General features: G+C 58.0%; 19 protein-coding genes and 1 other RNA gene. 12 read left to right on the top strand and 8 right to left on the bottom strand.

The genetic code is table 11. The features are described from left to right. Positions 1-31: 31 nt before the first annotated feature. Positions 32-2,224 (bottom strand): excinuclease ABC subunit UvrB, encoded by a 2,193-nt coding sequence (gene uvrB / locus AQ1_RS06865; RefSeq protein WP_042085713.1) that lies wholly within the window; start codon positions 2,222-2,224, stop codon positions 32-34. Positions 2,225-2,414: 190 nt separating this feature from the next. After that, a complete protein-coding gene (traT, locus tag AQ1_RS06860; protein ID WP_042085710.1) occupies positions 2,415-3,239 on the bottom strand; it encodes a complement resistance protein TraT in 825 nt (274 codons plus the stop codon). Positions 3,240-3,606: 367 nt separating this feature from the next. Between traT and AQ1_RS06855 the strand changes: the two genes are divergently transcribed. Both AQ1_RS06855 and AQ1_RS06850 read left to right on the top strand, forming a co-directional pair. Then, the gene (locus AQ1_RS06855; protein ID WP_042085707.1) at positions 3,607-5,466 is read left to right on the top strand and encodes a M2 family metallopeptidase; all 1,860 of its coding nucleotides are present in this window, start codon (positions 3,607-3,609) and stop codon (positions 5,464-5,466) included. Between the two features lie 118 nt (positions 5,467-5,584). Then, on the top strand, positions 5,585-6,355 hold the full coding sequence (locus tag AQ1_RS06850; protein ID WP_042085705.1) for a Fic family protein: 771 nt from the start codon (positions 5,585-5,587) through the stop codon (positions 6,353-6,355). Between the two features lie 26 nt (positions 6,356-6,381). Here the strand turns inward: AQ1_RS06850 and AQ1_RS06845 are convergent, their stop codons facing one another. The 5 genes from AQ1_RS06845 to AQ1_RS06830 all read right to left on the bottom strand — a co-directional run bounded on the left by AQ1_RS06845 (position 6,382) and on the right by AQ1_RS06830 (position 8,734). After that, entirely contained in the window at positions 6,382-7,197 is an 816-nt protein-coding gene (locus tag AQ1_RS06845; RefSeq protein WP_042085704.1) for a TIGR00282 family metallophosphoesterase, read from the bottom strand. A 16-nt stretch (positions 7,198-7,213) separates the two neighbouring features. After that, positions 7,214-7,822 carry a 5-formyltetrahydrofolate cyclo-ligase gene (locus tag AQ1_RS06840; RefSeq protein WP_052371072.1) on the bottom strand — a complete coding sequence of 203 codons (609 nt, stop codon included), beginning with the start codon at positions 7,820-7,822 and terminating at the stop codon, positions 7,214-7,216. A gap of 151 nt (positions 7,823-7,973) precedes the next feature. After that, a non-coding RNA gene (gene ssrS / locus AQ1_RS14860) (6S RNA) lies at positions 7,974-8,132 on the bottom strand. A 12-nt stretch (positions 8,133-8,144) separates the two neighbouring features. After that, positions 8,145-8,447: a cell division protein ZapA gene (locus AQ1_RS06835; protein WP_042085702.1), complete on the bottom strand. Its 303-nt coding sequence runs from the start codon at positions 8,445-8,447 to the stop codon at positions 8,145-8,147. Then, positions 8,447-8,734: a hypothetical protein gene (locus AQ1_RS06830; RefSeq protein ID WP_150007127.1), complete on the bottom strand. Its 288-nt coding sequence runs from the start codon at positions 8,732-8,734 to the stop codon at positions 8,447-8,449. The genes AQ1_RS06835 and AQ1_RS06830 overlap by 1 nt, the downstream gene beginning before the upstream one ends. A 227-nt stretch (positions 8,735-8,961) precedes the next feature. On the opposite strand from AQ1_RS06830, the gene tkt reads away from it, so the two are divergent. From tkt to AQ1_RS06780, 10 genes are all read left to right on the top strand, one after another. Continuing rightward, positions 8,962-10,965: a transketolase gene (gene tkt / locus AQ1_RS06825; protein ID WP_042085696.1), complete on the top strand. Its 2,004-nt coding sequence runs from the start codon at positions 8,962-8,964 to the stop codon at positions 10,963-10,965. A 42-nt stretch (positions 10,966-11,007) separates the two neighbouring features. Next, entirely contained in the window at positions 11,008-12,015 is a 1,008-nt protein-coding gene (gene gap / locus AQ1_RS06820; RefSeq protein WP_042085693.1) for a type I glyceraldehyde-3-phosphate dehydrogenase, read from the top strand. Positions 12,016-12,064: 49 nt separating this feature from the next. Then, positions 12,065-13,255, top strand: a complete 1,191-nt coding sequence (locus AQ1_RS06815) for a phosphoglycerate kinase (RefSeq protein WP_042085690.1) — start codon at positions 12,065-12,067, stop codon at positions 13,253-13,255. Between the two features lie 103 nt (positions 13,256-13,358). Further along, entirely contained in the window at positions 13,359-14,279 is a 921-nt protein-coding gene (locus tag AQ1_RS06810) for a class I fructose-bisphosphate aldolase (RefSeq protein ID WP_042085688.1), read from the top strand. A gap of 24 nt (positions 14,280-14,303) precedes the next feature. Beyond that, on the top strand, positions 14,304-14,963 hold the full coding sequence (thiE, locus tag AQ1_RS06805) for a thiamine phosphate synthase (RefSeq protein WP_042085686.1): 660 nt from the start codon (positions 14,304-14,306) through the stop codon (positions 14,961-14,963). A 135-nt stretch (positions 14,964-15,098) separates the two neighbouring features. Further along, the gene (gene efp, locus AQ1_RS06800) at positions 15,099-15,662 is read left to right on the top strand and encodes an elongation factor P (protein WP_042085684.1); all 564 of its coding nucleotides are present in this window, start codon (positions 15,099-15,101) and stop codon (positions 15,660-15,662) included. Beyond that, on the top strand, positions 15,662-16,477 hold the full coding sequence (locus AQ1_RS06795) for an inositol monophosphatase family protein (protein WP_042085681.1): 816 nt from the start codon (positions 15,662-15,664) through the stop codon (positions 16,475-16,477). The genes efp and AQ1_RS06795 overlap by 1 nt, the downstream gene beginning before the upstream one ends. Positions 16,478-16,497: 20 nt before the next feature. Continuing rightward, a complete protein-coding gene (locus tag AQ1_RS06790) occupies positions 16,498-17,142 on the top strand; it encodes an OmpA family protein (RefSeq protein WP_152550398.1) in 645 nt (214 codons plus the stop codon). A gap of 210 nt (positions 17,143-17,352) precedes the next feature. Then, positions 17,353-18,570: a MotA/TolQ/ExbB proton channel family protein gene (locus tag AQ1_RS06785; protein ID WP_042085677.1), complete on the top strand. Its 1,218-nt coding sequence runs from the start codon at positions 17,353-17,355 to the stop codon at positions 18,568-18,570. Further along, on the top strand, positions 18,567-19,661 hold the full coding sequence (locus tag AQ1_RS06780) for a peptidoglycan -binding protein (protein WP_042085674.1): 1,095 nt from the start codon (positions 18,567-18,569) through the stop codon (positions 19,659-19,661). Before AQ1_RS06785 ends, AQ1_RS06780 begins: the two co-directional genes overlap by 4 nt. Here AQ1_RS06780 and AQ1_RS06775 read toward each other — a convergent pair. Then, complete coding sequence (locus tag AQ1_RS06775) at positions 19,648-21,597, bottom strand: ABC transporter transmembrane domain-containing protein (RefSeq protein ID WP_081837142.1); 1,950 nt, start codon at positions 21,595-21,597, stop codon at positions 19,648-19,650. The two genes, AQ1_RS06780 and AQ1_RS06775, sit on opposite strands and share 14 nt — an antisense overlap. Positions 21,598-21,607: the final 10 nt, after the last annotated feature.

Genomic DNA, 21,607 nt, shown 5'->3' with positions numbered 1-21,607 from the left:
CCGCCTCACCATTTTGTCTCACCATTTCGCCCTACCATTTTGCCTTGGCTTTGGCCTTGTGCGTGCGGGTGCCGGGCCGACCGGCGGTGGAGCGGCCTTTTTCCCGTCCAGCGGCTGCCCCCTGATCGCGGGGATGCATCTGTTTCAAAGCCCCCGATAAAATTCCCAGATCCGCATCTTCCAACCGCTTTAATTCATCGCGCAGGCGGGCGGCTTCCTCGAATTCCAAATCGGCGGCGGCGGCGTGCATCCGCTTTTCCAGATCGGCCATCACCGTTTTCAGATTATCGCCGGTGCGATCAAGACGGCCATCCACCCCGGTGTCGATGGTCAGATAATCGGCATTGGCCACATGCCCCATCACATCGGAAATGCCGCGCCGGATGCTTTGGGGGGTGATGCCATGGGCCTCATTATAGGCGATCTGTTTGTTACGGCGCCGTTCCGTTTCAGCTAAAGCGCGCTCGATCGAGCCCGTGCGCTTATCGGCATAAAGGATCACCCGGCCATCCACATTGCGCGCCGCCCGGCCGATGGTCTGCACCAATGAGGTTTCCGACCGCAAAAAGCCTTCCTTGTCGGCATCCAATATCGCCACCAGCCCACATTCGGGGATATCCAGCCCTTCACGCAGCAGATTGATCCCCACCAGCACATCATAAACCCCCAGCCGCAGATCGCGGATCAGTTCGATGCGCTCTACCGTATCGATATCGGAATGCATATAGCGCACGCGGATGCCATTTTCATGGAGATATTCGGTCAGATCCTCGGCCATCCGCTTGGTGAGGGTGGTGGCCAGAACCCGCAGCCCGCGCTTGGCCATCAGCCGGGTTTCGCGCATCAGATCATCCACCTGGCTTTCCACCGGCCTGATTTCCACCGGCGGATCGATGAGCCCGGTGGGGCGGATCACCTGCTCGGCGAAAACCCCGCCCGTCTGCTCCATCTCCCAGGGGCCGGGGGTGGCTGAAACGAACAGCGATTGGGGGCGCATGGCCTCCCATTCCTCGAACCGCAAAGGCCGGTTATCCACACAGGCGGGCAGGCGAAAGCCATAATCAGCCAGCGTTGCCTTCCGCCGCAGATCGCCCCGCGCCATGCCCCCCACCTGCGGCACGGTGACATGGCTTTCATCAACGAACAAAAGCGCATGATCGGGCAGATATTCAAACAAAGTGGGCGGCGGCTCGCCGGGATTGCGGCCCGATAAATAGCGGGAATAATTCTCGATGCCGGGGCAGGCGCCGGTGGCCATCATCATTTCCAGATCGAATTGGGTGCGCTGTTCCAGCCTTTGGGCTTCCAAAAGCTTGCCCTCATCCGTAAAGCGCTTCACCTGCTCGACCATATCGTTTCTGATCTGGCGGATTGCCTGTTCCAGCGTCGGTTTCGGGGTCACATAATGGGAGTTGGCATAAAGCTTGATTTCTTCAAAGCTGTGATGGCTTTGGCCGGTCAGGGGATCAAATTCCTGCAGGCTTTCCACCTCATCGCCAAACATCGAAAGCCGCCAGGCCCGATCTTCCAGATGCGAGGGGAAAATCTCGATCACATCGCCACGCACCCGAAAGGTGCCCCGGCTGAAGGCCTGATCATTGCGCTTATATTGCAAAGCCACCAATTGGCGCAGCAATTCGCGATGATCAAGGGCATCCCCCACGGCGATTTTCAGGGTCATGTTGGAATAGGTTTCAACCGAGCCAATGCCATAGATGCACGACACCGAGGCAACGATGATCACATCATCGCGTTCCAAAAGCGCCCGGGTGGCGGAATGGCGCATCCGATCAATCTGTTCATTGATGGTCGATTCCTTTTCAATAAAGGTATCGGTGCGGGGCACATAGGCTTCGGGCTGATAATAATCATAATAGCTGACGAAATATTCCACCGCATTATCGGGGAAGAAGCTTTTGAACTCGCCATAAAGCTGGGCCGCCAGCGTTTTATTGGGGGCAAGGATCAGGCTGGGCCGCTGGGTTTGGGCAATCACCTGCGCCATGCTGAAGGTTTTGCCCGATCCGGTCACCCCCAGCAGCACCTGATTGCGCTCGCCTTCTTTCAGGCCCGCGATCAATTCAGCAATGGCGCGGGGCTGATCGCCAGCGGGCTCAAATTCGCTGGCCAAACGAAAGGCGATCCCGCCCTCGGTTTTCTCTGGCCGCGCGGCCTTGGGCGGGATGAACACATGGGGATTGATATGGCTTTGAGGCTGAGACATAGCCCCTTATATGCGCCCGCCTTTCGCAAATGTGAAGGGCCCACAGCCATCCATAGCCCTTTGCCAAAAGATAACGGCCAAGCCATATCCGCCAAAAGAAAACGCCCCTCCAAAGCAGTGATCTTTGGAAAGGCGTTCTATTTTTTAGGTCAGAAAATTCTGATCGCGCGTCTGCGGCATTGCGGCAGAATTATTGTGGGAGGATTTGTGCCACCACCCGTTCCACACGGGGCAGAATCTGCGGAATGGCTTCCGCTTCCTCCATGTTCATCTGATTGGCCCAAGCTGTGAGCCGAACCCCATGGGGGAAATAATTGCTGGTGCGGGTTGATGTGGCGGTAGAGCTGTTGGTTTTGGTTTCGCCGCCCCCAGAGGCCATCCGCCCATTGCCCGCGCCCGTTGCATCAAGACGTGCACTGTTTGCATCGGTTGCCAGCGTGAACTCCACCGGTTCATTCTTATATTCTTCAAGCACGAAATCGATGATCATAGCCCATTCGCGTGGCCGTGATGCATTGGCAATCCCAAGCCCCATCAGCCCGCCACCAACACCGCCAATGGCTGCCGAAGCATTATTGCCCATGATGGTATCAGACAGAGCATAAGCACCAACACCAGTGGCCGCGCCCGAAATGATGCCCATGCCGGCCGCAGCGCCCAGGCCCCCCGATTCCGGATCGACCTCGCCAAAGAAACGCAGATCACCGCGCAAGCGATATTTGGCGCTTTCCGGATCATTGACCAGAACCCAGCCAAGGGCCGAAGCACCGGACCGCAGTTCATTCAAAAAATTAACATCGGCATCGCTTAAGTTGCGGAACGAAATATAAACGGTTTTATCGGCAACCCGTGGCGGATCAAGCTGTGGTGGTGCGATCACCCAATTGGTGCCACTGCGCGGCTCGGCAAATTTATTGGCCGTCAGCTTGCCCAAACCCCGTGAAACATCCGTGCAGGCTGCAGTTACGCCCAAAAGCGTAACGAGCAGAAAAGCAGACAAAGTCTTTCCGAACATGGTATTACCCCCCATATTTTCAATTCAATTGATAAATTTTTCTGTACCATATAATAGCCACATTTCGCAATAATAAAATATTTGCAGTTGTATCATGGTAAATTTCAAAAAAATTTAATTCTAAAAATTGTTTAATAACCAATGGATGAAACTCGTTTTACTTTTATTAAAGTTATAAGTTGCCCCCCCTTTTTTCAGCCCCCTTGCATCCTGATCGATTTCATAAAACAGGCACATCCGCATATCTGCTCGGTTCCACATCCCCTGCCATCTTGACAAGCGCCCGCGCCGGGTTTCCACTCAACAAGGAGATCGGGACGAGACCGATCAAATAAACAAGAAGAATGAGAGGAAGGGAGTGACGATCATGGGACCATCCAAACGCACGATTGCCCAACATTTTTTGCTGGGGGCCAGCCTTTTTGCCCTCGCCGCCTGCGAGCCCGCCAATGAGCAAAGCAAAACCCCCACGGTTGACGATGCCATTGCCTTTGTGGAGCGCGCCGAAGCCACCGTGACACGCGAATCCGAGGCCGCCGCCCGCACCGCTTGGGTGAACGCCAATTTCATCACCTTTGATACCAATTGGCTGAGCGCCAAAAGCTCCGAGAAGATGACCACGCTGGGCGTTGAACTAGCGCAGGAAGCCAGCCTTTATCGCGATCTCGATCTGCCTGCCGATATTGCCCGCAAGATCGAGCTTTTGCGTCTTGGCCTCACCCTCCCCGCACCCCAAGGCGATGCTGAGGCCACCGCCGAACTGGCCGAGATCACCACCAATCTCGAAGCATCATATGGCACCGGCACCTATTGCCCCGAGGGCGGCGACAGCACGCTGGCCGCCTATGCCCGCAAGGATGGTTGTTTGAGCCTCACCGAACTGGAAGCGGTGATCGGTTCGTCTCAGGACCCTGACGAATTGCTGGAAGCCTGGGAAGGCTGGCGCACCATTGCCGTGCCGATGAAAGACCAATATGCCCGCATGGTGGAAATCGCCAATGAAGGGGCGCGCGATCTGGGATTCGCCGATATCGGCACCATGTGGCGGTCGAAATATGATATGCCCGCCGATGATTTCGCAAAAGATGTGGATCGCCTGTGGGGCGAGGTAAAGCCGCTTTATGATGGCCTGCAATGCCATGTGCGCGCCAGGCTCAATGAAAAATATGGCGATGATCTGGTGCCGCTCGATCAGCCCATTCCGGCGCATCTGCTGGGCAATATGTGGGCGCAAAGCTGGGGCAATGTTTATGATCTGGTCGCCCCCGAAGGCAGCGCCCCGGCCTTTGATCTCACCGCTCTTTTGAAGGAAAAGGCCTATAGCGAACTGGATATGGTGAAAACCGCCGAGGGCTTTTTCACCTCGGTGGGGTTTGATCCCCTGCCCGAAACTTTTTACGAACGGTCGCTGTTTTTAAAGCCCGAAGATCGCAATGTGGTATGCCATGCCTCGGCGTGGAACCTGAACGACAAGGATGATATCCGCATCAAGATGTGCATCAAGGTGGATGCCGAGGATTTCCAGACCATCCATCATGAAATCGGTCATAATATCTATCAGCGCGCTTATGCGGTGCAGGATCCGTTGTTTCGCAATGATCCCAATGATGGCTTTCATGAAGCCATTGGCGATATGATCGCGCTTTCCATCACCCCTGAATATCTCCAGCAGATCGGTTTGCTGGAAACCCTGCCCCCCGCCGAAGCCGATCTTGGGCTTTTGCTGCGTCAGGCCCTTGATAAAGTCGCATTTCTGCCGTTCGGGCTGATGGTCGATAAATGGCGCTGGCAGGTGTTTTCCGGAGAATTGACACCCGAACAATATAATGAAGGCTGGTGGACTTTGCGGGAAGCCTATCAGGGGGTGCGCGCCCCGGATGAGCGCCCCGGCGATGCCTTTGATCCCGGTGCCAAATTCCACATTCCGGGCAATACGCCTTATATGCGCTATTTTCTGTCGCATATCTTCCAGTTCCAGTTCCAGCGCGCGGCGTGCGAACTGGCCGGATGGGAAGGCCCGCTTCATCGCTGTTCGATCTATGGCAACAAGGACGTGGGGGAAAAATTCAACGCCATGCTGGAAATGGGCGCCTCCAAAAGCTGGCAAGAGGCTTTGGCCGCCTTCACCGGCACATCAAAGGCCGATGCCACCGCCATTCTGGCATATTTCGCGCCCTTGAAAACATGGCTCGATGAACAGAACAAGGATCGCGCCTGCGGCTGGTGAGCGGCATCTGGTCATCAACGAAGGGGGGGGGGGCTCAGGCCCTCCCTTCTTCTCGGCATGATAGGGCGCTGTTTGGAAGTGGCCTGTTTGATGGCTGAAGGCGTATGGGTTGAGCGACATGACGATCTTTGATGCGCTTGGTTTTCATTGGGATAGAGCGACGCTGCCAAGAACCGTTCCGTCGCACGCGATGGAGCGCGTGTGCTTCCATTTCCACAAGATGCTCCCCGAATATGTATGGGATGCCTCGATGCTTGAAGGGAACCCCTTCACCTTTGTCGAGGTGCAAACCCTATTGGATGGCGTGACCATTGGCGGGCGCAAGATTTCTGATCAGGAGCAGGTCCTCAATCTGGCGGACAGCGCAAAACGGCTGCTGGCCATGGTCAAAAACGGCGAGTTCACGCTGTCAAAGCCGGTCTTCACCGAATTAAACGGCATCATCGCCCGCAAGGAAGCTCTGGAATGGGGTGTTTTTCGTGGCGAAGGCCAAGAGACAACCTATTCCCCTCAGGTTAGCCTTGGTGAATATGGGCGCTATGCCCCTTTACCAACCCGCCCCGGTGCGCCAGACCTGAACCGGTTTTTTGAAACAGGCGTTGCTGCCTTGCAGGAATGCGAACCCTTCGAGCGGGCCATCGCCTTCTTTCTTTTTGGTGCCTTGCAACAGTTCTTTTTCGACGGCAATAAGCGTACATCGCGCTTCATGATGAACGGCGTTCTGATGTCGCATGGGATTGATGCGATCAGTGTGCCCGCCTCCAAGGCGCAGGAATTCAACGAAAAGATGGTGCGCTTTTATCTCTCGAAAGATGCCAGCGAAATGATGGGCTTCATCACCGCTTGCCACCCGGCGGCAGAGGTAATTCTGTCATCTCCCAAAAAATAATCCTCCACGGATGAGCGACCTGCATCTCAACCAGACTGGGGCACGGCCTGCGACAGGCGGGGTCCGATGCGCACCGGCTCGATGCGGGTGGCAAGCCCTTCGGCATTGCTTTCAACCAGAATGCCGCACAGGGTCGGCTCGCCCAAAGCCGGGGTGAAGCGCCCGCCGGGGATGTGTTTGGTAAAGCGGCGCAGGGGCTCTTCCTTGTCCATGCCGATCACCGAATCATAATCGCCGCACATGCCGGCATCGGTTTGATAGGCGGTGCCTTTGGGCAATATCTGGGCATCGGCGGTGGGCACATGGCTATGGGTGCCCACAACACAGCTTGCCCGACCATCGGCGAAATGCCCCATGGCCATTTTCTCGCTCGTTGCTTCCCCATGAAAATCGATGAGGCTGAAGGCAAGCTGGCTGGACAGCGCATGGCGTTTGAGAATTTTATCGGCAATGGCAAAGGGATCATCGAGGGGGTTCATGAACACCCGCCCCATCAGATTGATCACCAGCACCTTTTTGCCGCGCGGCGCATCATAAACGCCAAAGCCCCGCCCCGGCGCGCTATCGGGATAATTGGCGGGGCGCAAAAGCCTTGGCTCGCGGTCGATTTCCGCCATGATTTCTTTTTGATCATAGGCATGATTGCCGGTGGTGATCACATCCACCCCCGCCGCCAGCATCTCGGCGGCAATCGCCCCGGTGATGCCAAAACCGCCCGCCGCATTTTCACCATTCACAATGACAAAATCGAGCCGCCAGTCTTTCCGCCATTGGGGCAGCATCTCGATCAGCTTTTGCCGCGCCGGTCGGCCCAGAATATCGCCCAGAAAAAGAACGCGCATGACAATCCTTGTCGTGTCAGAAATTGATATGTTTTGAGGCTGCGGCCAGCGGTTCGGGCCAGAGCAGCCCCTCATCCGTTGCAATCAGATCGAGCGACCTGTCATGCGCTTCATGGGGCAGAGATAAAAGCTCTTGCCCCCTGAAGGCAAGGCCAATGGCTAAAAGCGGGCCGCGCGCAGACAGCGCCGCCAATGTGCGATCATAATAACCGCCACCATAGCCCAAACGATGGCCATGGCGATCAAAAGCCAAAAGCGGCACCAAAAGCACCACAGGATCGATCCGCGCGGCTGTGGGCGCGGGCTCCATGATCCCATAAGCCCCCGGCTGCAGGGGATCACCCGGCTGCCAGCGGTGAAAATGCAAGGGCCGGGCCGCCCCCCACACACGCGGCAAACACAAAGCCATGCCCGCCTGATGCAGCCCATCGAGCACCGGCGCGGGATCGATTTCATCGGCCAATGCCTGATAGCCCGCAACCGGCCCCGCCAAACCGCGATCCGCCATCAGGGCCGGCAAGTGCGGCAACAAGTGACGCGCCAGCCGCTCGCTCGCATCGGGGTAAGCTTCGATCAGCTTTAAGCGCTGCTGCCGGGCGATGCTGCGCAAAGCGTCCTTGGTCAAGCCTGTGTCTTTCTTATTTGGGCTGTCTCTAAAAACTGCGGCCAGAGCGATTTCGAGCGGAGTGGGATCACGACGCGGCAAGGAAATCGCGTTCAAACAGATATTGAGAGCATTTTATCCGATCCACTTTGATCGGAAAATGCTCTAGGTTGGCGGGCCCACCATGGCCGTGGGTCTTGTCGATCCTCTGGCGCCAGTTGCACCAGGTGGGTGCCGTAATAACCGGACCAGGGTCCGATCAGGGACAGCTCCCATTCGGAAGATTATCGCCCCAGGGATTCACAGTGCCGCACGCACCGGGCAGAACCCGCCAGCCCCTTATTTAAGCGCTTTGCAGCCGTTCAACAATCCCTTCGATCTCCAGGGCTGCATCATCGAGCAATTTTGCCGCCGCCCGGTCGCGTTCCTGGCCCGGCCCCTGTTCGCGCAGATCGCGCAATTCATCGGCCAAAAGCAGGGACACCATCAAAAGCAGGCGCGCTTCCCCCACCTGCCCCAGCTTTTGCGACAGATCCCGCGCTTTTTCATCCACCTGCCGGGTCAGATCCCGCAGGCGCTCCTCCTCGCCATCACGGCAGGCAAGGGTATAATTCTGGCTATTCACGCTCACGCTGATCTGGCCCATCAGGCGGCACTCCGCATCAGCCGTTCAACCGTGGCGATGGTTTCATCAAGCTTGCGGCTCATCTGCTGGCGCTGTTGATGCAGGCTCTCGATCTCATCATGCAGTTGCGCGATGATCTGATCTTTTTCGCTGTCTTTCCGGGCATCACTGCGAAGTTCGGCCAATTGCCGCGACAGGTCCTGATTTTGAGCCTGCTGATCGGCCAAAGCCGTTTCAAGGCGCTTGATTGCCGTTTTCAAACGCCGGGTGGCTTTATCAAGGGCACCACTTCCTGTCTCCATCGTCATCCATCTGTCTCCGTTCATGCGCTCGGCCCCTCCGGTCGCCAACGATCTTTCGGGGTCCATCGCTAACCCGGCCACTTTATGATCTCGATAAAGCCCCGGTCAATGCGGGCAAAACAGGGAAAGCGGTTGACCTTCATCGGCCCTCGCAGCATTGTTGCGCCAAAATTCCCCAAGAAGCGATGAAAACAGGCATCTGCCGGGCATCGCTCTCGTCAAAAGGCCTGCACATGTCCGATCAAGATGTCGATACCCTCTCGCCTGAAATCCTTGCCAATGCCATCCGCGCCTTATCGATGGATGCGGTGGAAAAAGCCAATTCCGGCCACCCCGGAATGCCCATGGGCATGGCCGATGTGGCCACGGTTTTATTCAGCAAGTTTTTGCGTTTCGATCCCCAAAAGCCGGAATGGCCCGATCGCGACCGATTCGTTTTATCCGCCGGTCATGGCTCGATGCTGCTGTATTCGCTGTTGCATCTCACCGGCTATGAGCGGCCGACCCTTGATGATCTGAAAAATTTCCGCCAGCTACATTCCCCCACCGCCGGGCATCCCGAATATGGTGAACTGCCGGGGATCGAGACCACCACCGGCCCACTGGGTCAGGGGCTGGCCACCGCCGTGGGCATGGCTTTGGCCGAACGCATGGAAGCCGCCCGCCATCCCGGCCTTTGCGATCATCATACCTATGTGATTGCCGGCGATGGCTGCCTGATGGAAGGGGTGAGCCATGAAGCGGCATCGCTCGCCGGACATCTGCGGCTTTCGCGGCTGATCGTTTTATATGATGACAATGGCATTTCCATCGATGGCCCCACATCACTGTCTTTCAGCGACGACAGCCGCGCCCGTTTTGAAGCCTATGGCTGGCATGTCTCGGGCGTTGATGGCCATGATGCGGAAGCGGTGGAAGCCGCCATTGCCGAAGCTTTGGCCGATGATCGCCCCTCGCTGATTGCCTGCCGCACCACCATCGGCTTTGGCTCGCCCAATAAATCGGGCAAGGCATCAAGCCATGGCTCGCCTTTGGGGGCCGATGAAATCGCTTTGAGCCGCGCTCAATTGGGTTGGGAGCACCCGGCCTTTGATATTCCCGCCGATATTCGCGCTGAATGGCTGCGCATCGGCAGCCGCTCCAAAGCTTTGGCCGAGGCATGGTATCAGCGTTTCGATGCCCTGCCCGCCGATCAGCGGGCCGAGATGGAGCGGCGGCTGTGCGGCGCTCTGCCCGCCGGATTTGACAAGGCGGTGGAGGATTATATCGACAGCCTGATCAAAAAGCCGGTGAAGGTGGCCACCCGCAAGGCATCGGAAATGATGCTTGAGGTCATCAATGAAGCGGTGCCCGATCTGATCGGCGGTTCGGCGGATTTGAGCGGGTCCAACAATACGAAAACCAAGGGTCTCGCCATCATCGATGGGGATGATTTTGCGGGCCGCTATATCCATTATGGGGTGCGCGAATTCGGCATGGCCGCAGCGATGAACGGCATCGCGCTCCATGGCGGCTTCATTCCTTATGGCGGCACCTTTCTGGTGTTTACCGATTATTGCCGCCCGGCCATTCGGCTTTCGGCGTTGATGAAATTGCGGGTGATCTATGTGATGACCCATGATTCGATCGGTTTGGGCGAAGATGGCCCCACCCATCAGCCGGTGGAGCATCTGGCCAGCCTGCGCGCCATGCCCAATCTGCATGTGTTTCGCCCTGCCGATGTGGTGGAAACCGCAGAATGCTGGGATGCCGCCCTCAAATCCGGGGAAACACCCTCTGTTTTATCCCTCACCCGTCAGGGTCTGCCGCAGCTTCGGCTCGACAAAAGCGACGAGAATCTGAGCGCCCGGGGCGGCTATATCCTGCGCGAGGCCAAAGGCGGTACCCCACGCGCCATTCTGATCGCCTCCGGGTCTGAGGTCAGCCTTGCTATCGAGGCACAGGAACGGCTGGAAGCGAAAAACATCCCCACCCGCGTGGTGTCCATGCCCTGCACATCGCTGTTTGATGCCGAGCCAGCCGCCTATCGCGCCGCTGTTTTGGGCGATGATCTGCCCGATGTGATCCGGCTGGCTGTGGAAGCCGCCAGCACCTATGGCTGGGAACGCTATGTGGGCCGCAAGGGCGTGATCATCGGCATGACCGGCTTTGGCGCCTCGGCCCCGGCATCGGATCTGTTCACATATTTTGGAATTACGACCGAAGCGGTTGTTGAAGCCATCACTTCCCGGCTATAGAACGACATAATCTGCCAATCGAGACATAATTGAGGACATATCATGAGCATTCGTTTCGCCATCAATGGCTTTGGCCGGATTGGCCGGCTGGTTCTGCGGGCAATTGAAGAAACCCATCGCGACGATATCGAGGTCGTGGCCATCAATGATCTGGGCGATGCGGAGATGAATGCCTATCTGCTCCGCCGCGATAGTGTGCATGGCAATTTCCCCGGCAAGGTGACGGGTGGTGATGGCGCGATGACCGTCAATGGGCGCGAAATCAAGGTGTTCGCCAATCCCGATCCGGCCAAGCTGCCCTGGGGCGATCTGGGGGTGGATGTGGTTCTGGAATGCACCGGGCGCTTTACCAGCGGCGAACAGGCGCAGGCGCATCTGGATGGCGGCGCGAAAAAAGTGCTGATTTCAGCGCCTGCCACCAATGTGCCGCTGACCGTGGTTTTTGGCGTCAATGACGACAAGCTGACCGCTGACCATAAAATCGTTTCAAACGCTTCGTGCACCACCAATTGCCTTGCCCCCATCGCCAAGGTTCTGCACGATCATCTGGTAATCGAACGCGGCTATATGACCACGGTTCATGCCTATACCGCCGATCAGCGCCTGCAGGATAGCCTGCACAAGGACCCCCGCCGGGCCCGGGCTGCGGCCCTGTCGATGATCCCTACCAGCACCGGGGCCGCGCGCGCCGTGGGCCTTGTGTTGCCCGATCTGGCTGGCAAGCTCGATGGCTCGGCGGTGCGGGTGCCCACGCCCAATGTCTCGATGGTCGATCTGAAGGTGAATGTCAGCAAAGCCACCAGCGCCGATGCGGTGAATGCGCTGATGCGCGCCGCCGCCGAAGGGCCGATGAAAGGCATTCTGGATATTGTCGAAGACCCCGCCGTTTCCATCGATTTCAATCATTGCCCGGCCAGTTCCAGCCTTGATCCCACGGGAACGCAGGTGATCGATGGCACTTTTGTGCGGGTGATGGCATGGTATGACAATGAATGGGGTTTCTCGAACCGCATGGTGGATACAGCGCGCAAAATGGCCCAATTGGGCTGAGTTCGCCGAGCCATCCCGCCACCCTGCCATCTATTAAAAGAGAGCTTTCATGACAGCCTATAAGCGCATTGCCGATCTGGGCGATCTTTCCGGCAAAACCGCACTGGTGCGTGCCGATTTGAATGTTCCCATTCAGGATGGCCGGGTGGCTGATGATACCCGCATTAAAGCCGCGGTGGCGACGGTGAAGGCCCTGCGCCAAAAAGGGGCGCAGGTGGCCCTGCTCTCGCATTTCGGGCGGCCCAAGGGGGCGGTGGTACCCGATATGAGCCTGGAGCCGCTCGTGCCCGCCTTGGAAGCGGCTTTTGGCGAGCCGGTGGGCTTTGCCGCCGATTGCATCGGGCCGGTTGCGGCCGCAGCGCTGAAGGGTGATGCGGGCATTGTTTTGCTTCAAAATCTGCGCTTTCATGAAGGCGAAGAGGCGAATGACCCGGCCTTTGCCGGGGCCCTTGCTGCTTTGGGCGATCTTTATGTCAATGATGCCTTTTCGGCTGCCCATCGCGCCCATGCTTCCACCGTAGGGCTGGCGCATCTGCTGCCTCATTACGCAGGCGAAACAATGGCGATGGAGCTGGATGCTTTAGAAAAGGCGCTGGGCAATCCCACGCGCCCGGTAGCGGCCATCGTGGGCGGGGCCAAGGTTTCATCCAAGCTTGATGTGCTGACCCATCTGGTGGAAAAGGTCGATCATCTGATCATCGGCGGCGGCATGGCCAACAGCTTTCTGTTTGCTCAGGGCCATGCCATCGGCACCTCGCTGGCCGAGCGCGATCTGGCCGATACCGCCCGCGCCATTCTGGAGCGGGCCAAGGCTGCGGGCTGCACCATTCATCTGCCCATCGATGCGATGGCGGCCAAGGCTTTTGCCGAAAATGCCCCGCACCGGATTGCCGCCATCACCGATATTGCCGATGATGAGATGATCCTTGATGCCGGCCCCGCCACGGTGGAGGCCTTAAAACAGGTGCTGCAACAGGCGAAAACACTGGTGTGGAATGGCCCGATGGGGGCGTTTGAGCTCAAACCCTTTGATCAGGCGACCATGGCACTGGCCCATGAAGCCGGTCGGCTGACGAAAGCGAGCCATCTGCTCAGCGTTGCCGGGGGTGGGGATACCGTTTCCGCCATCAATCTGGCCGGGGTGGGCGATCAACTGACCCATATCTCCACGGCGGGCGGTGCTTTTCTGGAATGGATGGAAGGCAAAACACTCCCCGGGGTGGCGGCACTCGAAGGCTGAACGCTTTTTCCGCGCACGCTCTCTATAGTGGGCAATTGCTCCTTTATGAACAGTGGTGTAAAGACGAACAAAATTTTGCTCTTTCACACTGGGGAAATGTTCAATGAGGCTGTCGCGCACCGTCCAATCCATCCTGTCTCACTATGAATCCGATACGCCGGGCAGTAAGGCCAATCTGGCCCGAATCCTGATGACCGGCAAGCTGGCAGGCACCGGTAAAATGGTCATTCTGCCAGTTGATCAGGGCTTTGAACATGGCCCGGCACGGTCCTTTGCGGTCAATCCCGATGCTTATGATCCCAATTATCACCTGCAATTGGCCATCGATGCCGGATTGAATGCCTATACCACCACTTTAGGCATGATGGAGGCGGTGGCGGATCGGGCGGCGGGGCGCATTCCCCTTATTTTAAAGCTCAATAGTTCCAATAGCTGGGCACCGGAAAAAGACAGCACCATCCATGGCGGCATCGATGATGCTCTGCGGCTGGGCTGTGGAGCCATTGGCTTTACGGTCTATCCCGGATCGCCTTTTTTCAATGAAATGGCCGAAGAATTTCGCGAGCTTGCGGCAGAAGCCAAAGCCCTGGGGCTGGCGGTTGTCTTATGGAGCTATCCGCGCGGCGGGGCTTTATCGAAAGAAGGGGAAACCGCCCTTGATGTTGGGGCCTATGCCGCCCATCTGGCGGCCTCATTGGGGGCGCATATCATCAAGGTGAAACTGCCCAGCGATCATCTGGAACAGCCCGAAGCCGCCAAGGTCTATCAGACAACCGGCATCGATCGCGCAAGCCAGGCTGCACGGGTGCGCCATATCATGCAGGCGGCCTATAATGGCACCCGGCTGGTGGTTTTTTCCGGTGGCAATAAAAAAGGGGCCGATAGCCTTTATGACGATGCCCGCGCCATTCGCGATGGTGGCGGCCATGGCTCGATCATCGGGCGCAACAGTTTCCAGCGTCCGCGCGATGAAGCCCTGGCGATGTTGTCTCAGATCGTCGATATCTATAAGGGAAAGGCCTGATCGAAAAGGGCCGAAAGGACTAAAATGACCAACCCCCCCGGGCGTGATCGCCCGCGCATCTATCTGATCACCCCCGATCATCTGGAGCCTGATGCGGCGGCCCAAAAGCTTGAAGCCGCTTTTTCCGGCGGCGATATTGCCTGCGTGCAATTGCGCCTCAAGGGGGCCGATGATGAAACGGTGCTGGCAGCCGCGCGGCGGCTGATGCCCATTGCCCATGCCCATGATGCCGCTTTCCTGATCAATGATCGCGCCGATCTTGCCAAAGCCTGCGATGCCGATGGGGTGCATCTGGGGCAAAAGGATGGCGATATTGCCACCGCCCGCAATCTTTTGGGCTTTAACAAGGATATTGGCGTAACCTGCCATAATTCGCGCCATCTGGCTTTCGATGCCGGGGATCAAGGCGCGGATTATGTGGCATTCGGAGCGTTTTTCCCCAGCGATACCAAAAAGATCGAGCATCAGGCCGAATTGGAAACTTTAGAGATCTGGTCAGAGATTTCCGAAATTCCCTGTGTGGCCATAGGCGGCATCACCGCCACGAATTGCGGAGATCTGGTTCGGGCCGGGGCGGATTTTCTGGCGATCTCGGGCTATGTGTGGGGGCATGCGGATGGCCCGGCGGCAGCGATCAGCGCGCTGAACACGGCGATCGATGCGGCCTTTCAGCCGGCGTCTTAATGATCGGGTGAACGCCCGGGCATCCCTAAGGATTGAACGCACCGCCCGGCTCTGCTAGAAGGCCATCGATTTCTGCTGAAGGCCTTCTGGTGGGGCCTTCATGACCCAACCATTGTGATAAAGTGATACCAAACGATGAAGATCGATGGAAATGCCGTTCGACCCGGCAATGTGATCGAACATAAAGGCGGCCTGTGGCGCGCAGTGAAAATCCAGCACACCCAGCCCGGCAAGGGCGGGGCTTATTTGCAGGTGGAATTGAAAAACCTGCGCGATGGCTCGAAGCTGAATGAACGCTTCCGCTCGTCGGAAAAGGTTGAAAAGGTTCGCCTTGAACAGCGTGATTATCAGTTTCTGTTCATGGATGGTGACATGTTCACCTTTATGGATACCGAAAGCTATGAACAGATCGCCCTTACCCGGGCCGATGTGGGCGAGCAATCGGTGTTCCTGCGCGATGGTATGGATGTGCAGCTTGAAATGTATGATGGCGCGCCTTTGGGGGTGCATCTGCCCGAACAGGTGGAACTGACCGTGACCGAAACCGAACCGGTGGTGAAGGGGCAAACCGCCTCTTCATCCTATAAGCCTGCGCGCATGGAAAATGGCGTGCGGGTGATGGTGCCGCCCTTCGTCAATGAAGGGGATCGCATCATCGTGGCCACCGAAGATTCCAGCTATGTAAAGCGGGCCGACTGATGGCCCGTCGCTCCCCTCTGGTCAATGTTATGGCCGCCGCCGCCGAAAAAGCCGCGCGCAATCTGCGCCGCGATTTTGGCGAGGTCGAGCATTTGCAGGTCTCGCAAAAGGGCCCGGCGGATTTCGTCTCCGAAGCCGACCGCCGCGCCGAGCAGATCCTTTACACCGAATTGAAAAAGGGCCGCCCGCGCTTTGGCTTTCTGATGGAAGAACGCGGCGAAGTGGAAGGCGAGCCGGGCGAAAGCCGCTGGATCGTCGATCCCCTTGATGGCACCACCAATTTCCTGCATGGCCTGCCCCATTGGGCGATCACCATCGCGGTGGAAGAACGCGGCGAGATCGTTTCAGGCATTGTTTATGATGTGTTGAAAGACGAACTGTTCTGGGCCGATAAGGGCAATGGCGCGTTCGTCAATGATCAGCGCTTGCGGGTTTCGGGGCGCAGCACATTGGCGCAATCCCTGCTCGCCACCGGTATTCCCTTCATGGGCAAGCCCGATCATCCGGCTTTTCTGCGGCAATTGGCAGCCTTTACCCCCGAAGTGGCGGGCATTCGCCGCTTTGGCTCGGCATCCCTTGATCTCGCTTATGTTGCCGCCGGGCGCTATGAAGGCTTTTGGGAAAGCGATCTGCAAAAATGGGATATCGCCGCCGGGATATTGCTGGTCCGCGAAGCCGGTGGCTTTGTCAGCGATCTCAAGGGCGGGGCACAGATGCTGCAAAATGGCACCATCATTGCCGCCAATACCCATCTGCATCTGCCCATGCTGAAAATCCTGCGCGGTGCAGGCCGATCGGCTGATCGCGACGACTGATGATCACGAAGGCGCGTCTTTTGTTGATCGGCCTTATGCTTGGTTTCACCCCGTTTCCAGCGCTGGCCCAACAAAAAGACGAGCCCGTGGGCTGGCCCTATCGCCCCAAAAGCCCCGATCATGCGGTGCCCATGCCGGTGACCCCCGACGAGGCGAAAAAAGCAGCCCCCAAACCACGGAAAGACCAGCCAGACCCCGAGACTCAAGCCGCCGATCCGGGGAGATCGTCCTCCCCCGCCCCTGCTCCCTCCCCCGCCAAGGCCGGAGACATCGCCCCGCTGGAGCGTTTCCTGCTGCCCGTGCGGCCCCTTGATTTCCGCTTTGAAGAGGATCGCATCGCCCTTAATCGAAGCGAGGCGGATCAATTATCCCGGCTGGCCCAGCGCCTGCGCGCCGCCAAGGACAAAATCATCATCACCAGCCGCACCGGTTCCATATCACAAGATGATGATGATCGGGCGCAGGCTTTGGAGCACGCTTTGGCCCGGGCTTTGGCCGTGCGGGCCTTTTTATTGCGCGAAGGGGTGGGGATCGACCGCATCACCTTGGAAGCGATCAGCGATCCGGCCCGCAATAAAGGTACGGCGCTCCAAGGTGCGCCCATCGACCAAGAGGCCCATGTCGCCATTCGGGTTGATGATCATCAGCCCCCATCCCGACCTTGAAACATTGGGCCTCAATCGTCCCGGCCCTGAAGCCGGTCCGCATTTCTCTGGCACTTATGGCGCTGGTTGCTGATATTCCCCTGTTGTGGAACAATGCCGTGGGCCTTGCCGCGCGCCCCTTTTCAAGGGCATGATACCAAGGACCGGTGAGAGGCTGTCAAACCGATTGAATGATCGCCGCAAAGGCACAGCACGGGATAAAGGGCCGCTATGAACGGACAAAAACGCTTTTTGAACCGCATGATTATCTTCATTCTGGCGGTGGCTGTGATGATTGCCCTTCTCGTGCGGCAATTGAGCGAAGCCTTTTTGGCTAATCCCCTGTTGAACGGCATCATTGGCGTGGTTTTGCTGATCGGCATTCTCTACAGCTTTCGTCAGGTGCTGATCTTAAAACCCGAAGGAGATTGGCTCCGCGCCTATCGCCGGGGTGGCGGCCCCCTGCCCCAGCGCAGCCCGCAATTGCTGGGGCCGCTGGCCGCGATGATCGGCGAACAGGCGGATGGCCGCCCGGTGCAGATGACCGCCCTTTCCATGCGCACCCTTCTCGATGGGGTCGCGGCGCGGCTGGATGAAAGCCGCGAAATTTCCCGCTATCTCACCCGGCTTTTGATTTTTCTCGGCCTTTTGGGCACCTTCTGGGGCCTGTTGGCGGTTCTGGCCGCCATTGGCAATACGATTCAAAGCCTCAGTGTCGATACCACCGATCTCAATCTGATGTTTGATGCCCTGAAGCGCGGCCTGCAGGATCCCTTGAGCGGCATGGCCATCGCCTTTTCCTCATCCCTGTTCGGGCTGGCGGGATCGGTGATTTTGGGCTTTCTCGATTTGCAGGCAGGGCAGGCCCAGAACCGCTTTTATAATGATCTGGAAGATTGGCTTTCCACCGTGGCCCGCATTTCACGCGGGGGGCTGCAAAGCGGCCCCAGCACGGATGAGGATGAAGCCGGGCCATCGGCGGGCTCTTATCTCAGCGCCCTTTTGGAACAAACCGCCGACAGCATCGATCAATTGCGCCGCACCATGGAGCAATCGGAAACCGCCCGCAATGATGGCAATGCCGCCCTGATGCGCCTGTCCGAAGGGCTGGCGGCCCTGACCGATCAGATGCGTGCCGATCAGGTGATGACCAAGCGGCTGACCGATGCCCAAACCCAAACCCAACGCACCCTGGAGCGTTTGGCCGATCAATCCCTTGATCAGCCCGCAGGTCTTGACGACGCATCAAAAACCCATCTGCGCAATATCGATGTGGGCATCCGCCAGCTTTTGGAAGATCAATCCCGCAGCGGCAATAAAAGCGCCGAGCTTTTGCGCTCGGAAATCAAATTGCTGGCCCGCACCCTTGCCACCGCCTTGGAACGCAAGACGCCCACAAGCTCCTCTGGTCCCTCTGGCCGCAGCGAGGGGGGAGACAAGGCCCCATGAGCCTCAGCCACAGACGCCGCCGCCAGGAGGGGGGCGATGATATCTGGCCGGGCTTTGTGGATGCTTTATCCACGCTGCTGCTGGTTCTGGTGTTTTTATTATCGATCTTTGCCCTGGCGCAATTTTTCATGGGCGCGGCCCTTTCGGGGCGGGATGAAGCTTTGGCCCAACTGCGCGATCAGGTGGCGGAACTGGGCCAGCTTCTGGATCTGGAACGCAGCACGAACCGCGATTTGCGCAATGATTTGAACCAGCTTTCCGCCAGCCTGCAAAGCATCCGCAGCGAACGCGATGATCTTGATGATCAGCTCAGCGCTGCCCAATCCACCTTGGAAAACACCCGTAGCAAGCTTGAAGCCGCCCAAAATGAAGCTAAAACCCGGGGCGCCGATCTGGCTGAATTGCAAAATCGCTATGACGAGCGCACCACAGCGCTGCGGCAGGAAAAAGAGCTGTCGGCCCAAGCCCGGCGGCAGGTGGCGGATTTAGAAGCCAGCCTGATCGCCTTAAAGCAGCAGCTTGCGCGCCTTGAAGCCGCCCTTGATGCCTCGGAAAAGCGGGATGAACAGCAAAAAGCCACCATCGTTGATCTGGGGCGGCGGCTGAATGTGGCGCTGGCCTCGAAAGTTGAGGAATTGGCGGGCTATCGATCGGAATTTTTTGGCCGCCTGCGCGCGGTTTTGGGGCAAAGGCAGGATATTCGCATCGAAGGGGATCGCTTCATTTTTCAATCGGAATTGCTCTTTGCTTCGGGCAGTGCGGCTTTGGGCTTTGAAGGACGCACCCAGATGCGGCAGGTGGCCCAAACCCTTTTGGCCATTGGCCGTGATATTCCGGGCGATATCGATTGGATTTTGCGGGTGGATGGCCATACCGACAAGGTGCCCATCCAAACCGCGCAATTCGCCAATAATTGGGAGCTTTCAGCAGCCCGGGCGATTTCCGTGGTGCAATTTTTGATCAGCGAAGGCGTGCCCCCCCATCGCCTGGCGGCAGCGGGCTTTGGCGAATATCAGCCCATCGCAAGCGGCGACAACGCCGAAGACCTGCGCCGCAATCGCCGGATCGAAATGCGCTTTACCCAGCGTTGAGGCCAAGGGTCTGGCCCTCGGACGACAAGGGGCGAGCCCCTGTTTCCTCTGGCCCTGTTTCTGGCGGCTCTGTTTTCTCCAGATCGAATTGCAGCTTTGCCAGGCGGGCATAAAGGGGATTGCTCGCCAAAAGCTCGGCATGGGTGCCGCTGGCAATCAGCCTGCCTTCATCCATCACCAGAATGCGATCCGCCTTCAAAACCGTGGACAGCCGATGGGCAATCACAAGGCTGGTGCGGCCCTGCATCAGATGTTCCAAAGCCCCCTGCACCGTGCGTTCGGCTTCGGCATCAAGGGCGCTGGTCGCTTCATCGAGCAATAAAATCGGGGCATCACGCAAGATCGCCCGGGCAATCGCCAGCCTTTGGCGCTGGCCGCCGGAAAGCCGCACCCCGCGCTCTCCCAGCCAGCTTTCATAGCCACCGGGTAAATCCTTGATAAAGCCATCGGCCATGGCGGCCATGGCGGCAGCCTCGACCGCCGCGTCATCGGCATCGATCCGGCCATAGCGGATATTTTCCCGCACCGTATCGGCAAAAATCACCGTATCTTGGGGCACGATAGCCAGATGCTGCCGCAATTCCACCGGATCGGTTTGGCTGATATCCACATCATCGAGCAGAACCCGCCCCGATTGCGGATCAAAAAACCGCATCAATAATTGCAGGATGGTTGATTTCCCCGCCCCCGAAGGGCCAACCAAAGCCACTGTTTGCCCCGGCTCCACCACGAAGCTGATCTCTTGCAAGGCTGCAATGGCGGGTTTCGAGGGATAAAAGAAAGAAACATTTTCAAAAGCAAAGCGCCCCTTCAGGGGATGGGGCAAAGCGATAGGATTGTCTGGCACGGTGATCGCCGAGCGCGCTTCGAGCAATTCACCCAAGCGGCCTGCGGCGCCTGCGGCGCGCTGCAAATCGCTATAAACCTCGACCACGGCCCCGGCAGCAGCGGCGGCCATGATCGCATAGCCCACAAAGGCGGCCATTTCGCCGCCGGTCATGTGGCCCGCCACCACTTCGTGCGCGCCCTGCCATAAAATAAAGGTGATGGCTGCGGAAATCAGAAAGATCACCACCCCCGCCAGAACCGACCGCGCCATGATTCGCCGCTGGGCCGTTTCATAGGCCCGCTCCACGGCATCGCGAAAGCGGGTTTTCTCGGTCCCTTCGCGGGTGAAAGCCTGCACAACCTGGATCGCGCCGAGACTTTCAGTGGCCATGGTGGCCACATCGGCGATGCGATCCTGGCTCGATCGCGACAAGGCCCGCACCTTTCGCCCCAGATAAAGAATCGGCGCGATGATAAGGGGAATGGCCATTGTGATGATCGCCATCAGGCCGGGATTATAGATCACCATCATGCTCAGCCCGCCAATAAACAGGGCGCTATTGCGCAAAGCGATAGAGACCGAGGTGCTGACCACCTGCTGGATCACCCCGGCATCGGCAGTGAGTCGCGAAACGATTTCACTGGGACGATTATCTTCAAAAAACGACGGATGAAGGGAGACCACCCGGGCATGGGCAGCCCGGCGCAGATCCGCCACCACCCGTTCCCCCAAAAGGGTCACGAAATAGGCCCGCGCCGAGGCCGCCAGGGCGAGAATCACCACGATCCCGAATAAAATGGCGAAAGACCGATCAATCGCCGCCGGATCATCGGCATTGAACCCTTTATCGATCACCGGCTGCAAAGCCCCGATCACCGCCAGATTGGCCGCTGCCGCAATGGACAAAGATAACAAAGCCATGGCCGCCAGCTTTTTATAACGCAGCACATAGCTCACCACCAGCTTCAGCCGTGCCAAACCCGCCAATCCTTTCAACCGGCCATCTGCATCGGATTTGGACCCATCGGATTTGGACCCATCGGATTTGGACCCGGGCAATTCAGCCTGTCCGTTATGTTCATTTTGTTCTGGTGCGGCGGCGTTCATGAGTTGGTCG

Source organism: Iodidimonas nitroreducens, from assembly GCA_000710935.1.
Classification (GTDB): domain Bacteria; phylum Pseudomonadota; class Alphaproteobacteria; order Sphingomonadales; family Rhodothalassiaceae; genus Iodidimonas; species Iodidimonas nitroreducens.
Note: the sequence above shows the minus strand (reverse complement) of the source record. Positions and strands in the feature narration are given on the sequence as shown.